This is a genomic window from Rhodococcus sp. USK10, assembly GCF_019378875.1.
GTDB classification, from domain to species: Bacteria; Actinomycetota; Actinomycetes; order Mycobacteriales; family Mycobacteriaceae; genus Rhodococcus_F; species Rhodococcus_F pseudokoreensis.
Genome location: NZ_CP076048.1, coordinates 3,899,754 through 3,914,414 on the forward strand (window position 1 = coordinate 3,899,754; position 14,661 = coordinate 3,914,414).

Here is a 14,661-nt window from a genome sequence, read left to right on the forward strand (position 1 = left end):
CATGGCGAGCTCCTCGTCGGTCACCGACGCGCGGTGCGAGATCCAGGAACCGCTGCTGTCGGCGACAGGGAAACCGTGGATCGCATCGGCAGACCCGAGAATAATTGCCGTCGAATCGGATTGGATCACTCTGATTCTTGGTTCGGAAGATCGAGTGGTGGCAGCTGCGGGCGGACCCGCGCGGACCTGCCGCCGAAGCGAGGTCGTGAGATGCGGGTGGGCCTGGGCCCTGCCTAGTTCGCGTCCAGGGTTTCTGTGCGGTTGGCCAATTCGATCAACGCGGACCGGTAGATGCCTGTGATCGCCGCTGCGAGTTCGGATTCACTCTCGGGGGACGTGGATGCGAACTCGGCACTCCACACGACTTCGGCGCCCTCGGGATGGGGGTTGACGGTGAAGTTCGAGGAATAGAACGACAGGGGCAGGGGCCCGGAGACGTATTCGTAGGTGTAGCTTCGCTGCGGATCGTCGTGGTGGACGATCCGCTCCGTCGCTTCGCCTCCGTCGTTGGCGAAGGTCGCGTACCGCAGGTCACCGTGTTGGTGGGACTTTTCCAGCGCGGGGATCCAGTCCGCGACGTTCGCGGTGTCTCCGCCGATTTTCCACACGGCATCGGGTGTTGCCCGGATGACGTAGGTTTCAGTTACTCGCATGCGGCGCTCACTTTCTTCGTTGCGTCCTCGTGGGTGAGGAGCAGTTCGGTCAGTCGGCGGACTTCCTCCGGCCCTATGCCGTTGTCCTGGAGAAGGTTATGGGTTCCGCCGTACCGCCGGTCGACGTTGTCGAGGAACCGTTCCATCGCATCCGCAGGCGCCGTCCATGCCTCCGGTGGGTAGAGGTCGGCGGCGGGGCCGTACGACGTCATCTGCCGCAGACGCCGCATGGAGGCAGCGACGTCGTCGGGGGCGGCGGCGTAGTCGGCGGCGATGTCCTCGCGGAGCACCCCGATGGCGTCGAGGAGCAGTGCAATGGCCACGCCGGTCCGGTCCTTGCCGACGGTGCAGTGCACCAGGACCGGGAGAACGGCGGGTTCCAGAAGCCGTGTGGTCAGGGAGACGACCCCGGCGGCGTCCTCGGACAGGTATGTGAGATAGCGGGTGACCAGCGGATCGTCGCCGTCCATCGGGGCAACCGCCGAGTCCTCGGCCACGCGGTCCCCGATGCTGAACGGGTGGGGGAAATGGCGAACCCCCAACGCGTCGAGAGGTCCTCGCCCCTCCACCGCGACCTCGTGAGGCAGCCGCAGATCGATGGTCGCCCGGATCCCGGTGTCTGCGATCAGAGCCCGCCCCGACGCCTCGTCCAGGAACTGCGGTGTCCCGCTGCGGAAGAGCACTCCCGACCGGACGCGGCCGCCGTCCCGGGTGCGCAGTCCGCCGACGTCCCGGAAGCCGAGAAGCCCTGCGTAGGTCGTGGTCATGACTGTGTGGACAGGATGGTGACGACGCAGGCGTTGCCGTCCATTCCGGCCGCTCCCCCACCCATCGTCTCGACGAGGCCGACACGGTGCCGGTCTACCTGCCGCGGTCCGGCCTGCCCGCGCAGTTGCCAGGCGATTTCGGCGAGCTGCGCCATTCCGGTTGCGCCGAGCGGATGCCCGCGTGAGAGCAGGCCCCCGCTCGGGTTGACCGGTTGCGCACCGCCGCGCGTGGTGTGGCCGGAGGGGGCGAGTTCGGCACCCTTGCCGCGGGGTGCGATGCCGAGTGCTTCGAGGGTGATGATCTCGCCGATGGTGAAGGCGTCGTGCACCTCGAGCACGTCGATCTCCTGCGGGGTGCGATCGGCCTGCGCGAAGGCCTTCTCGGCGGCGCGGGCGACGCTGGCAAATCCCCAGACGTCCTCGCTGCGCTGGTCCCACAGGGCACCGGAGACCATCGCCGAGGCCTCGATCCGCAGGTCGTTGCGGTTGCCGCGGTCGCCGCCGACGATGGCGGCGCCGGCCCCGTCGCTGGTCGGGCAGCACTGCAGGAACGTCAACGGTTCGGCGATCATGCGGGAGTCGAGCACCTCCTGAACCGTGGGCACCGTGTCCCGCAGTTGGGCACGGGGGTTGTCCATCCCGTTGGTCTTGTTCTTGACCGCGATGGCCGCGAGTTGTTCCGGAGTGACACCGAATTCGCCGACGTACCGCTGCGCCTGCAGGGCGTAGAGCCCCGGCAACGGCAGCGATGCAGCGCCTTCCGGGTCGGTCGCCTCCGGCACGATGGCCCCGGAGAACAGGGTCGACATCTGATCGACCCCGAGGACCAGAACGCATGTGAATCGACCGTGCCGCACGGCCTCCACTGCTTCGTGGTAGGCGGCGGTGCCACTGGCGCAGGCATTCTCGACGGTCCACATGGGCACGGAGGGAATGCCGAGTCCGCGTTGGATGCGGGTGGCCACACCGGGCGGGCCGAACACCGACCCCACGATGATCGCATCGATCGCGTCGGGCCGGATGCCGGCGTCCTGGACCGCCTCGGCGACCGCAGTCCAGGCGAGTGACTCGACTCGCTGGTCGGGGAATCGGCCGTAGGACGAGGTCCCGACGCCCCACAACATGGCCTGGTTCATCGCTGCACCTCCGTAGTGGCGACGAGGTCGCCGTCGTCCGTTCCGGTGATCTCGACGCGAGTACCGAGCCCGAGTACCGCGGGTTCGCCGAGGTGAACGAGTACCCTCGGGCCGTCGTCGAGATCGACGTACGCCAGCCCGAACGGTGGCCGGCGGGTGCCCACGGGAATCGCAACCACGGTGGATGACCAGGTCTTGCCCGTGCGGGCGAAGCGGGCCGGTTCGGTGGCGGCGTAGCACACCGGGCACCACGGCAGATGCTGTTGCGCGGTCGGGTACCGGCACACCGTGCACCGGGAGCCCAGCACGGCATCACCGTCGAGAACCGGCCGCGAGTCGGCGACGGGCAGTCCCCCGACGGCGGAACCGGCCCGGCGCTTGGTCGGCCGCCCCACCCCCAGCTCGCTCATCGGTGATCGCCTTCCAGAGTCAGCGAGAAGTCGTCGGCCTCGATGTGCAGGTAGGCACCCACGGACGTCTCGACGAGTTCACGGATGTACTTCATCTGCTTGCTGGTCGGGGCGAAGTCGCGGTTGCGTTGCGGGGTCGCGCGCATGACGTCGATGTCGTTCGCCGGGACGAGCAGTCGCAGGAGCAACTCGTCGTCGCTGATCGACTCGCCGAACTTCTTCCGCAGTTCGCCCAGGCTCGGCTGCGGAGGCTCCCAGTTCTCGTAGCTCTTCGCCTTGGGCGAGCTCATGATGGTGTCGTACACATTCGGATCCATCGGGGCGACGGGTTTGCCGTAGAAGCCTTGCGAATAGATCATCACCTCGTCGGGAACCACGGAATACCGGGATCCCGTCACCACGTTCAGCACCGCCTGCGTGCCGACCAGCTGCGAGAACGGGGTGGCCATGACGGGGTAGCCGAGTTCTTCTCGCACCCGGGACATCTCGTCGAGGACCTCTTCGAAACGATCTTCCATGCCGCGGTCGCGTAGCTGCGCCTTGAACGTGCCCGCCATTCCGCCGGGAAGCTGGTGCCGGTACTGGAACAGGGAGTACTCGGCCGGCTGGCCGACCGGCAGGTCCTCGTACTCCGCGACGCGCAGCAGGTGCTGTTCGACTGCGGCGAAACGGGACTCGTCGATGTCGACGTCGAAGCCTGCGTAGCGCAGGTTCGCCACCGTGTTCTCGGTCGAGGGCAGCGACACCCCCGCCGCGAGCGGGCGGCTTGCCGTGTGCACACGATCTGCGCCGGCAAGGACGGCTTCGAGGTAGTTCAGCGGCGCGAGCGCGTTGTTGCTGTGAAAATGGACCTCCACCGGCAGGTTTCCGGCCGCACCTTTGATGGCCGCAATGAGCGAGCGAGTGCGCTCGGGGGTCAGCAGCCCGGCCGCATCCTCGAGTTCGATACCGTCCGCACCGGTCGCGACCAGCTCCCGTGTGCGGGCGGCGTAGTAATCGTCGGTGTGGTAAGGCGTGTCGGCGTAGAGGATGCACGGCAGCGCCTGACCACCCTCGGCCTGCACGGTCTTGACGAGGCGGCCGATCTTGTCGATGTTGAACAGTCCGTCGTAGATCCAGAAGCTGCCGACGCCGTGAGCGCTGAGTCGCTGCACCCACAGGTCCATCACGCTGTCGGCGGTGAGGCCGAACGTGACGATGCCGTTGCTGCGGGTTCCTGCCCGGACCGTCGTCTCGGGCATCGACTTCGACAGCGAGATCAACTGCTCCCAGGGATCTTCCTTGCAGTGCCGCACGAGCACCTCGAAGATCGAACTGCCGGCGAGGTCGATGGTGTGAAAGCCGGTGCGGTCCAGCTCGGACGCCATGGGCAGGCCCATGTCTTTGCGTAGCCGCATGCCCCACCAGCTCTGGGGGCCGTCGCGGAGGGTCTGGTCGACGATGTCGATCTTGCGCCGGCTGCCGTCGGCGTTGCGCGGGGCACTGTCGAGGAAACTCATGAGATCTTCTCCAGATAGTCGGGGAGGCCCCGAGAGGCAATCCAGTCGGTGGTGACGGTGCCGGCCCGGAAGTCCGGATGATCCAGTGCCACCCGGGCGAAATCGGCGGTGGTGGGAACTCCGGTCACCCCGAGGCGGCCCAGGGCAGCGACCATCCGGTCCGCTGCGACGTCCCGGTCGGGTCCATGTGCCACGATCTTGGCGAGCAGGGAGTCGTAGTAGGGGGTGACGACGTAGCCGGGTTCGCAGTGACTGTCGACGCGAATGCCCTCGCCCTCCGGGGGATCCCAGCTCTGCACCGTGCCCGGATTGGGGATGAAACCGCGGGCCGGGTCCTCGGTGGTAATGCGGACCTCGATGGCGTGCCCGGTCAGGTCGATGTCGTCCTGGGTGAACCGCAGCGGCTCCCCTGCCGCCGAACGCAACTGCTCGGCGACCAGGTCGACGCCGGTGACCATCTCGGTCACCGGGTGCTCGACCTGGATTCGGGCGTTGAACTCGAGGAACGCGAACTCGTGGGAGTCTGCGTCGTAGATGAATTCGACGGTCCCGGCGCTGTCGAGCCCGAGCGCCTCGGCGAACAGAACCCCGCTGCGTCGGATGTCCTGACGAATCCTCTCGGGCAGGTTGGGTGCCGGCGATTCCTCGACGACCTTCTGGTGACGACGTTGCAGGGTGCAGTCGCGCTCACCGAGGTGGATGACGTTGCCGTGTTTGTCCCCGAGCACCTGGACTTCGATGTGGCGGGCGTTGCGGATGAATCGCTCGACGTACAGTCGTCCGTCGCCGAACGCCGACTGCGCCTCGGCCGCAGCCGACGACCAGCGGGCCCTCAGCTCGGATTCGTTCTCGACCACCGACATTCCCCGCCCGCCGCCGCCGGCGGCGGCCTTGACCAGCACTGGATAACCCAGCTCGGCGGCCGCAGCGACCGCGGCCTCGGTGGAGTCGATCACCGGCGATCCCGACAGCACGGGGATGCCGGCCGAGCGGGCGAGTTCACGGGCGCGGGCCTTGTCGCCGGCCTCGGCGACCGCTTCCGGCCGCGGACCGACGAAGGTGAGTCCCTCGGCGACGCAGGCGGCGGCGAATTCCGGGTTCTCCGACAGAAATCCGTAGCCGGGGTGCACGGCGTCGCACCCGGCCCCGAGGGCGGCGGTGAGCACCGCGGGGATCGCCAGGTAGCTCTGCGATGCCGGGGCGGGACCGATGCACACGGCGCGGTCGGCCATCCGGGCGGCGAGTCCGTCGCGATCGACGGTCGAGGTCACGGCCACCGTTTCGATGCCGAGGGCGCGGCAGGCCTTGATCACGCGGACCGCGATCTCCCCGCGGTTGGCGACCAGGACCCGCCGCAGCGGCGTGCGGCGCGGTGACTCGGTGGACAGGGTCGCCGGGCTAGCCATCGGTCGGCCTGATCAGGAACAGCACCTGATCGAATTCGACCAGGTCCGCATTGGTGGCACAGATCTGCACGATCTCTCCGCCGTGCGGAGTGACCACGGGGTTCATCAACTTCATGACCTCGACGATGGCGATCTGCTGCCCGGCCTCGACGGTCTGCCCGACCTGGACGAACGGCGGCTCGCCGGGGCCGGGGGCCACCCAGAAGGCGCCGACGGTCTGGGCTCGCACCTCGATGCAGCCGGTGGTGTCGACGGCAGGCGCGGCCGGGGCAGGCGCGGCCGCAGACGACGCTGCCACAGGGGCAGGAGCAGACGACGCTGACACAGGAGCAGGAGCCGCCGGCGCGGATGGAGCCACCGCGGTCGGAGCCACAGCGGTCGGAGCCGGTGCCGGGGGGCCGTCCTTGCCGACGGTGACGCGAATACCGTCGAGTTCGAGGGTCATCGAAGCCCATCCCGACTCTTTGAAGGTACGGAGAATCTCCTGCACCTCGCGATGGGTCACACGATCCGCCGTGGTCATGACGTGCTCCTCTGGTGTGCGATGGCTGCGAGCAACACTGGCAGCCGATGGGTGGTGACAATTGCTTCGGCACCGGCGTCCAGGGCAGCGCGCACGCCGTCGGGGGCGCAGAACACGGCTCCGCGTACGGTTTTGGTGCCGTCAGGGATGTCGGGCAGCTGCTCGCCGAGGTCCTCGGCGGCGACGGTGTCCGCGTCGAAGATCGGTTCGACGGCGACGTCGGGGCCGACCTGCAGCGAGGTGACCCTCTCGGCCCAGCCGGTGAGGCGACGCAGATCCTCGTCCTCGCTCTCGTCGACCGCTGAGGTCGGCAGCGCGCCGGCGTAGACCCGGCCGGTGGTCGCGTCCACGGTGACGGTGCGGCCGACCAGGCCTGCCACGGTGTCGGTGCCGCAGCCGACGACACAGGGGGTGTCGAGGGCGCGGCTGACGACGGCGGCGTGTGAGGTTGCGCCGCCCTGCTCGGTGACCACCGCGGCGGCCGCGATCATGCCGTGGACGTCGTCCGGGCTGGTCGACTTGCGCACCAGAATGCTTCCTGGGTTCGCCTGTGCCGCTTCGGGAGTGTCCACGACCACACCGGTGGCGACGCCCGGGCTGGCGGCCACACCGGTCACCAGTACCTCAGCGGTGTCGGCGGCGCCGGGTGCGATCTCCGGGCGCAGCAGAGTTCGGATCTGCTCTGCGGTGACCCGGGACAGGGCCTCCCCCGGTTCGAGAACACCCTCGTCGACGAGTTCGACGGCGATCCGCACGGCGGCACGGGCGGTGCGCTTCGCCGGCCGGGATTGCAGCAGGAACAGTTCGCCACTCTGCACGGTGAACTCGACGTCCTGCGCGTCGCGGCCCTCCCGGTCGAGTTGCTCGGCGGCGTCGAGCAATTCGGCGTGCACGGCCGGCCAGCGCTCTTCCAGGTCGGTCAGGGGTTTCGGGGTGATCCGGCCGGACACGACGTCCTCGCCCTGCCCGCGCTGCAGGTATTCGCCGTACGGTTCGCGGGCGCCGTCGACCGGGTTACGGGTGAACAGAACCCCGGTGCCGGAGTCGTCGTCGAGGTTGCCGAACACCATCGCCTGGATGGTGACCGCGGTGCCGAGGTCGTCGGGGATGCCGTAGTGCTTGCGGTAGGCGAGGGCACGCCGGGACCGGCTCGACTGGAAGACCGAGGCGACGGCGGCGCGCAATTGTTCCCACGGGTCGGCCGGCACGGTCTCACCGACATCGGAGGAGATCGCCGCCCGGACCGACGCTGTATCGGCCAGGTCTTCGAGTTCCTCGGTGCAGCCGAGTACGAGACGGCCGTAGAAGCCGGTGAAGCGGCGATGCACCTCGGCGGCGAAGTCGCGGTCGCCGCTTTCTGCGGCCAGGGCGGCCTCGACCTCGTCGTTGCAGCCGAGGTCGAGGATGGTGTCCATCATGCCGGGCATGCTGATCGCGGCGCCGGAGCGGACCGACACCAGCAGCGGGCGTTCGGTGCCACCGAACGTGCGGCCAAGTTGCCTTTCCAGCAACCGGATTCCGGTGATCAGTTCGTCTGCGAGGCCCTCCGGCAGGCCGCCGTCGGCGAAATAGGCCTCGCAGGCCGCGGTGGTGACGACGAACGCCGGTGGCACCCGCAGGCCCAGTGACCGCATCCGCCACAGGCTCCATGCCTTCCCGCCGACCAGATCGCGGCTCGGCTCGGCGGCGTTCTCGTCGGGGATGATCAGCCAGCGCAAACTCGTCGCGGTGCTCATTCGGGGCGCTCCCGTCCGGTGAGGCGGAGGATGTGTTCGTGCATCTGGAACCACACGGTGTGGACGGAGTCGACGCGGACGCCGCTGACGTAGTCGGTCTCGCCACCCTCTGCGCGGATCAGCGCCGCGCCTATCCGGTCGAGGAATCGATCGACCAGCGGGTTCTGCTGGGCCAGGGGCTGCAGGACCTTCTGGGTCTTCTCGTGCACGCGGCCGAGCTTCTCGACGATCTTGGCGTCGTAGTCGGCGTCGGCGTGATCGTTGCTGACGCGGGCGCCGTCGACCTCGATGGTCTGCCAATCGGTGGTCAGGGTGAGGACCTGCTTGTTGACGCCGGTCTCGAAGGAGTCCATCGCGTCGGTGACGGCCGGGTCCGCGCGCAGACCGGCGAAGGCGCGGGCGTACACGTCGTCGAGGAACTCGCGGCCGGCCGGGGTGATCATGTAGTTGCCGCGTGCGGCCATCACCGCGCCGTCCGCGACGGCCTTCTCCAGCGCCGCCTCGACGTCGGCGATCGGGAGGGCGTTGATTTCGGCGAGCTGCTCGGCGGATCCGAGCTGACGCAGGGTCAGGGTGTGAACGGTGAGTTCGTTGGGGTCGAGCATGATGGGTCCTTTCGGTGTCGGGGTCACACCTGCGCGGCGACCATGCGGTCGCGCACTTCGCGGCGCAGGGATTTCCCGACCGGACTGGTGGGGATGTTCGGCCAGATCTCCAGGGAACGAGGCCGTTTGAAACCGGCGAGTCGATCGGCGCAGAACTCGAGGATCTCGTCGGGCTCGGCGGTGGAGCGGGTGACGACAGCGGCGGCGACCCGTTCGCCCCACTTCTCGTCGGGCAGGCCCACGACGGCGGCCTCGACGACCGCGGGGTGTGTCAGCAGGGCATCTTCGACCTCGCGGGGGTAGACGTTGAAGCCGCCCGAGATGATGACGTCGTGCCTGCGGTCGAGCAGGTGCAGGTACCCGTCGTCGTCCCAGCGTCCGATGTCGCCGGTGTGCAGCCAACCGTCCGGTTCGATCGTCTCGGCGGTGGCGTCCGGGCGACGCCAGTACCGGCTCATCGTGTGCGGCCCCCGGGTCAGGACCTCCCCGACCTCGTCCGGTCCGAGCACGGTGCCGTCGGCGGCCCGGACCTGCACCTCGACGAAGGTGTAGGGCTTACCGGCGGAGGTCAGTCGTTCCGGTGTGTGCTCCCACGGCTGCAGGCAGGTGATCGCCAGCGGGGCCTCCGCCTGACCGTAGAGCTGCGCGAAAACCGGTCCGAGGAGGTCGATTCCGCGTTGGAGCACGCTGGTCGCGATCGGGGCTCCGCCGTAGCACAAGCGCTCGAGGGCGAGATCCGCGGTTGCCGTGGCGGGATCCTCGAGCAGCATCGCGATCATCGTCGGCACCATGAACGTCGACGTGGCCCGGTACTTCTGCGCGGCCTCGAGGAACGCGCCGGGCGAGAACTTCGACACGATGACGTTCGGGGCGCCCTTGACCAGGTGCGGCAGGAAGAACGCGCCGCTGCCGTGGGTGATCGGTGCTGCGTGCAGCATCACCGAGTCCGGTCGCAGGTTGGGCAGCAGGTCGACCAGGAAGTTCGCCACTTCGGCGAGCTCGCTGCGCGTGGTGAGGACCACCGCCTTGGGCTTGCCGGTCGTGCCGCCGGTGTAGGCCAACCGCAGCGGTTCGTCCTGGTCACGCCGCACGTCGCAGGGGCCCTCGGCGGCGCCGGCGATGAGGCCCGCCAGCTCGTCGGCGGTGATCATCACCTCGACCCGTGCGGGTGGTTCCCCGGCGTAGACCAGCGCTCGTGCCTGCGAATCCTCGACCTTGTAGGCGTGCTCGTGCGCGGTCTCTCGGACGTTCAGCGGCACCCGGACCAGCCCGGCCTTCGCGAGGGCGTAGTAGACGACGACACCGTCGATCCCGTTCGGCATCAGGACCGCGACGCGGTCACCGGCGTCGAGACCGCGGGCCAGCAGCGCGTGGCCGAGCCGGTCGGTGAGTGCGTCGAACTCGGCGAAGCTCACCACCCGGTCGCCGTCGATCAACGCGGGGGCGGAACCGAACTGCCGCCCGGCGCGGCGGATCAGGTCACCGATCTGCATCGTCATTCCTTCGTCTCGCTCGCGGCGGGCAGGTCGGCGCGACGCAGCCCGGAGCCGCGACCCTCCAGGTTTCGGGAGCCGCGCTGCGCGAGGCGGTACAGCTCGTCCGCCTGCGGGGTCCCGTGGTTCCACTTCACCCATTCCTCGTCGAGGTAGCGGTTGCCGCCGTCGAGGACGGCGGGAGTGAATCCCCGTGCGCGCGTGTTGTAGTCGTCGATGTCGATGCGCCCGGCGCTGGTGGTCCACACACCGGTCTTGCCGGGCAGGCTCGACGAGCCGGTGAACCGGTCACCCGCGGTCGGTGCGTAGTCGTCGTCGGTGAGCACCGAGTAGGGGATGCCGGTGAGCATGTTGCGGTTCAGGTCGGAGTAGCGGGCCATGGTGTACTCGTTGCTCGTCTGGTGGGGCAATCCCAGCAGGCCCACCATCTCGCCGAGGTTGTCGCGTCCGTATTCGTCGTTGAGCAGGGGCTTGAACCGCTGCACTCGTTCGTCGACCTGGAACCAGTCGTCCTGCCGGTAGGTTCCGGCGAGATGAGCGAAGTCCTTGCCGACCGAGGAGTAGACCAGGGCGCCGGCGTCGATCATCTGCTCGCGTGACCAGGTCGCGATCCGCTTCCACAGGTCGGTGGTCGCCTCGTTGAGGATCTCCCGGTACTGCTCCATGGTGTCGGCCAGGGTGTCGGCGTCGTCCATGCCGACCGGAATGTATCCGTCGGTCAACGCGTCCGAGGTGTACATCCCGACCGCTTCGATGTTGGCGGCGTTGTATCCGGGTTCGGCCTCGAAGGACGCCCAGTCGTCCATCAAGTGGAAGTTGGTTCCCTTGAAGACGATCGGGATCGTGAGGTTGTTGAACGGCAACTGGGTGGCGATGCCGTCGAGCCACGGGTAGTCGCCTTCGGTGAGGTCGAAGAAGTCCCGCATGATCATCTGCCGGTTGTTGCCGAAGTCGTAGGGGCCGCTGTTGTGCAGGCCGATGCGGCACTCGCAGTGCGCGAGGAACGCGTATTGGGACAGTTGGGCGACGAGTTTGGTTGCGGCGGTGTGCAGCCGGTCACCGGGCACCACACCGTGCAGGTCGGACTCGAACACCTGCAGGGTGCGTTCGGGCAGGAACTGGCTGCGGTCGCCGAATTCCTTGTTCGTCAGGTGTCCGTCGTTGCGGTGGTAGGCCAGATTGAACCGCCGGGAGAAGTCGAGCACGTCGACGACGTCGTCGACCGCGTCGGTGGGCCGCAGGAGCCCCCAGTTCATCAGCATTTCGCGGCCGATGAGGTAGAACGCGGGCATGCCCCACGCCGCGTTGACCGTGTCCACCTTGAGGCTGACCTCGCGGGCGCGGTCTCCGAGTTCCTCGGCGGGGGTCGCCGCGTCGATCTCGCGCAGTAGGGTCGGCAGCCGGTAGAAGCTGTTGAGATAGCTCACCAGCATGTACGGGTTCATCGGGAACAGCTTCGACTCCTGCACCGTGCGCGTGATGCACAGCCAGTAGGTGGTGTCGGACAGACTCCGGAGGTAGTTGTTGGTCTCCAGCAGGGTCCGGTAGTTCAGATTCGCCATGGTCTCAGCTCTCGCTTTCGATCAGCCAGATCCGGGCATGCCCGGTGTCGCCCGTCTCGTAGGCATCCGCTGCCGGGGGCGCCGCGGTCACTTCGAGTTCGACCAGGTCGCCGTTCTTCAGGTCGTTGATCTTGCAGTTCATCAGTGTGGGGACGTCGTACTCACGGGCGAGGATGCCCAGGTGCGAGCGCACGGTGCCGCCGAGGCAGATGACGCCGGCGAACCCCTCGATGATCGGTGCGGTCAAGGTGCCGCCCGAGTCGTCGATCACGGCGATCGTGCCGGGCGGGATGCCGTCGGTGAGGAATTCCATGACCTGCTCGACGGCGGAGATCAACGCGACCGGCCCGATGACCGTCTGGGACTTCTTGATCACGTTGTCGCCGATACCCACGTGACGGCGACCGTCAGAGTCCCGGTCTTCCGAGAACTCCCGCGCCTCTCGGTCGGTTCGCTTGTACTTGTGCGGCTCGGATTCGAGCGAGACCGTCGCGGAGTACTCGAACCGGTACCCGGAATCCAGGGCCTCCTGCTCGATCGCTCGCGCATCCTCCACCGAGAAGATCTCGAACTGACGTTCGAACACGCTGTCTTTCCACCGCTCGCCGGTGGCGGAGAATCGTTGTGCCGCCAACGACCGCACAGCGGTGTTGAAGCGGCCCGGCAATGGGAGCATCTCGGTCGATCCCCATTTCGGGGGCGTAACCACGGAGTCGGACATGTCACCTCACGTTTCCTCGGGACGGACGCAGCCGCCGACGCGGCCGGAAACAGGTGGCTACCTGGTATTTTTTCTCCGGCTTCTTGGCGTTGTGACCTAAAACTAGTTACGCTCCGTGGTGTGACCCAGTCCACGTTGGGGGACACTTCCGGGACAACGCCGAGTGCAAAGTCCTCGTCCCGAAACCGCTCCCCGTTCCGAGCCAACCTGAGCAAGGCCGACTACGAGCGCGCCTTCGACATCCTCGAACAGTGCTCCGGTGCGGCCTGCCTTCCCGACTTCAAGGAACGGGCCGTCGAGGCGATCAGTGAGCACTTCGCCCTGAGACACGTCTCGTTCTTCGCCGGCGCGACCTTCCACACCGTCTTCGAGGACTCGGCACCCCTGACGGCGGGCAAGACCGCCAAGATGCTGCCCGAGTACCAGGACCGGTGGGCCCGCTACGACATCTTCGGCACGCCGGCGGCGATGCGGCAACTCGTCTCCAGCGGGGTGTCGTCTTTGGACGAACTGCAGGCGATGGGCCAGTTGCCGGCGGCGGCCGACGCCTACGTCAGATACTTCCTCTCCTCCACGTGGCGCATGCAGACCGCTGCCGCATTGCGCCTGGAGCTGAGCGCGGGACACACGGCACTGCTGGGGATGTTCGACCCGGAACCCGGCAAGATCGGCGCCTCCGAGGCGGCCACGCTGCGCCTGCTGAGCCAGCAGATGTCGGCCATGGCTCGCGGCCTGCCCGCGTCGAAGTCGCAGGCCGCCCTTGCGCGGCTCTCCGTGCGGCAGCGGCAGGTCGTCCGGCTCGTCGCCGACGGATTGTCGAATGCGCAGATCGCCGAGATCCTCTCCCTGGCCGAGGACAGCGTGAAGAAGTACGTCACCCGAATCCTCACGACCACCGGCTGCCAGTCCCGGATGGAACTGGCGCTGCTGGCACGGGCGCAGCGGATATGAGAAAGGGGCCGCGGACTGTTCGTCCGCGGCCCCGTCACGCTCCGGTCAGAGGAAGGACGTCTCCTTCGTCAGCCCGTAGCGGGGATGCTCACCGATCACCATCGACTCGAAGATGCCGTACCCGACGGCGTCGCCTTCGCGGCAGCGGATCACGCAGTCCCGCAACTGGTGTACCTCGCGTGCGGTATCGGAATCGGAGACGTCCGCGTATCGTTCACCGTCGAGGTGTTCGGGGCCCTGCCATTGCCCGTGCCGCTGGCCCTTGAACCCGAAGTACAGTCCCGTGCCGAGGTGGAACCCGGTGTCACTGACCGGTTCGATCTCGAGGGTGCGCGTCTCGCCCCACCCCGCATCGAAGGTCAGCGTCCCACCGAGGAGTCGCCTGTTGTCGGGGTCGTACTTGAGGTCGTCTCTCAATCCTTGCAGCGGGCGCTGGGTTCCGTCGGGAAGATTCTCGAAGCCCGAGAAGTAGGTCACCGCACCGTCGACCCATTGCAGGTAGTGGTGGATCTCGTAGCTGGACCCGTCGGGACGCTGCATCCACATCGGACTCCAGGTGAGAATGAAGTCGCCATCGAGCCGCTGAGGTTTGAAGACATCCGGTGCGGGCTCGCCGACGTCCATCCGCACTCCCCAGGAGTGGTCGCGGAAGCCGAACCACTCCTCGTCGCGGACCTCGATGCGCTCGCCGTCGAGCCAGATCTCACCGCTGACCGTCGATGCCTGGTGGTACCGGAGGAGGTCGGACTGCACCCGGAAGCCCTGCGGCTCACGCTGGGCATCCTTCTGTTCGAGGAACGGCGGCAGCACTCCGGTGACGGTGAGGTCGAATCGCAGTGGGACCACGTCGTTCTCCTGCAGGACCCAGCGCACCTGACGGAGCGGCTCGATGACCTCGTAGTCCAAGGGCCCCACGCCGATCCGCTCGCCGTCGAGATCGAGTTGGCGACTGGCTCGAACCGTCAGCTGCTCCTTCCCCCGCGAGACGCCGGCGAACATGTCCATCACGTTCCGGTTGTGGTATTTCCCGAGACCGATATCGACCTGGATGGACCCGTCACGAGCGAAGAGCGAAGACCAGAGCTTCTCTGTCCAGGACGTGTCGGCATGGCTGATGGTGGCGAAGGTTTCGGGCGTCTGATGACACAACAGCTCGTCGGCGTGAATGAGTTTCTGCATCGATTGGCGCATGGGAGCGC

At 67.6% G+C, this 14,661-nt stretch carries 14 protein-coding genes; 1 reads left to right on the forward strand and 13 read right to left on the reverse strand.

The window, feature by feature from the left end; all coding sequences use genetic code 11:
- Window positions 1-233: 233 nt before the first annotated feature.
- The 12 genes from I1A62_RS24880 to I1A62_RS24935 all read right to left on the reverse strand — a co-directional run bounded on the left by I1A62_RS24880 (window position 234) and on the right by I1A62_RS24935 (window position 12,511).
- Window positions 234-653: an SRPBCC family protein gene (locus I1A62_RS24880; RefSeq protein WP_219460668.1), complete on the reverse strand. Its 420-nt coding sequence runs from the start codon at window positions 651-653 to the stop codon at window positions 234-236.
- Entirely contained in the window at window positions 644-1,420 is a 777-nt protein-coding gene (locus I1A62_RS24885) for a tyrosine-protein phosphatase (RefSeq protein ID WP_219460670.1), read from the reverse strand. The genes I1A62_RS24880 and I1A62_RS24885 overlap by 10 nt, the downstream gene beginning before the upstream one ends.
- Entirely contained in the window at window positions 1,417-2,556 is a 1,140-nt protein-coding gene (locus I1A62_RS24890) for a thiolase family protein (protein WP_219460672.1), read from the reverse strand. The genes I1A62_RS24885 and I1A62_RS24890 overlap by 4 nt, the downstream gene beginning before the upstream one ends.
- Entirely contained in the window at window positions 2,553-2,966 is a 414-nt protein-coding gene (locus I1A62_RS24895) for a Zn-ribbon domain-containing OB-fold protein (RefSeq protein WP_124391507.1), read from the reverse strand. The genes I1A62_RS24890 and I1A62_RS24895 overlap by 4 nt, the downstream gene beginning before the upstream one ends.
- Entirely contained in the window at window positions 2,963-4,465 is a 1,503-nt protein-coding gene (locus tag I1A62_RS24900; RefSeq protein ID WP_124391508.1) for a carboxyltransferase, read from the reverse strand. The genes I1A62_RS24895 and I1A62_RS24900 overlap by 4 nt, the downstream gene beginning before the upstream one ends.
- A complete protein-coding gene (locus I1A62_RS24905; RefSeq protein WP_124391509.1) occupies window positions 4,462-5,871 on the reverse strand; it encodes an acetyl/propionyl/methylcrotonyl-CoA carboxylase subunit alpha in 1,410 nt (469 codons plus the stop codon). Before I1A62_RS24905 ends, I1A62_RS24900 begins: the two co-directional genes overlap by 4 nt.
- Window positions 5,864-6,169, reverse strand: a complete 306-nt coding sequence (locus I1A62_RS46505) for a biotin/lipoyl-containing protein (RefSeq protein ID WP_225858061.1) — start codon at window positions 6,167-6,169, stop codon at window positions 5,864-5,866. The genes I1A62_RS24905 and I1A62_RS46505 overlap by 8 nt, the downstream gene beginning before the upstream one ends.
- Window positions 6,170-6,390: 221 nt before the next feature.
- Window positions 6,391-8,130 carry a pyruvate, phosphate dikinase gene (locus I1A62_RS24915; protein WP_124391511.1) on the reverse strand — a complete coding sequence of 580 codons (1,740 nt, stop codon included), beginning with the start codon at window positions 8,128-8,130 and terminating at the stop codon, window positions 6,391-6,393.
- Entirely contained in the window at window positions 8,127-8,735 is a 609-nt protein-coding gene (locus tag I1A62_RS24920; RefSeq protein WP_124391512.1) for a hypothetical protein, read from the reverse strand. The genes I1A62_RS24915 and I1A62_RS24920 overlap by 4 nt, the downstream gene beginning before the upstream one ends.
- 23 nt (window positions 8,736-8,758) lie before the next feature.
- The gene (locus I1A62_RS24925) at window positions 8,759-10,228 is read right to left on the reverse strand and encodes an AMP-binding protein (protein WP_374710824.1); all 1,470 of its coding nucleotides are present in this window, start codon (window positions 10,226-10,228) and stop codon (window positions 8,759-8,761) included.
- 2 nt (window positions 10,229-10,230) lie between these two features.
- On the reverse strand, window positions 10,231-11,790 hold the full coding sequence (locus tag I1A62_RS24930) for a hypothetical protein (protein ID WP_124391514.1): 1,560 nt from the start codon (window positions 11,788-11,790) through the stop codon (window positions 10,231-10,233).
- A gap of 4 nt (window positions 11,791-11,794) precedes the next feature.
- The gene (locus I1A62_RS24935; protein ID WP_225858062.1) at window positions 11,795-12,511 is read right to left on the reverse strand and encodes a PEP-utilizing enzyme; all 717 of its coding nucleotides are present in this window, start codon (window positions 12,509-12,511) and stop codon (window positions 11,795-11,797) included.
- Window positions 12,512-12,631: 120 nt separating this feature from the next.
- On the opposite strand from I1A62_RS24935, the gene I1A62_RS24940 reads away from it, so the two are divergent.
- Window positions 12,632-13,462, forward strand: coding sequence for a helix-turn-helix transcriptional regulator (locus tag I1A62_RS24940; RefSeq protein ID WP_219460674.1), 831 nt, complete (start codon window positions 12,632-12,634; stop codon window positions 13,460-13,462).
- Between the two features lie 45 nt (window positions 13,463-13,507).
- On the opposite strand, the gene I1A62_RS24945 is transcribed toward I1A62_RS24940, so the two are convergent.
- Window positions 13,508-14,653 carry a hypothetical protein gene (locus I1A62_RS24945; protein WP_257890916.1) on the reverse strand — a complete coding sequence of 382 codons (1,146 nt, stop codon included), beginning with the start codon at window positions 14,651-14,653 and terminating at the stop codon, window positions 13,508-13,510.
- Between the last annotated feature and the right edge of the window lie 8 nt (window positions 14,654-14,661).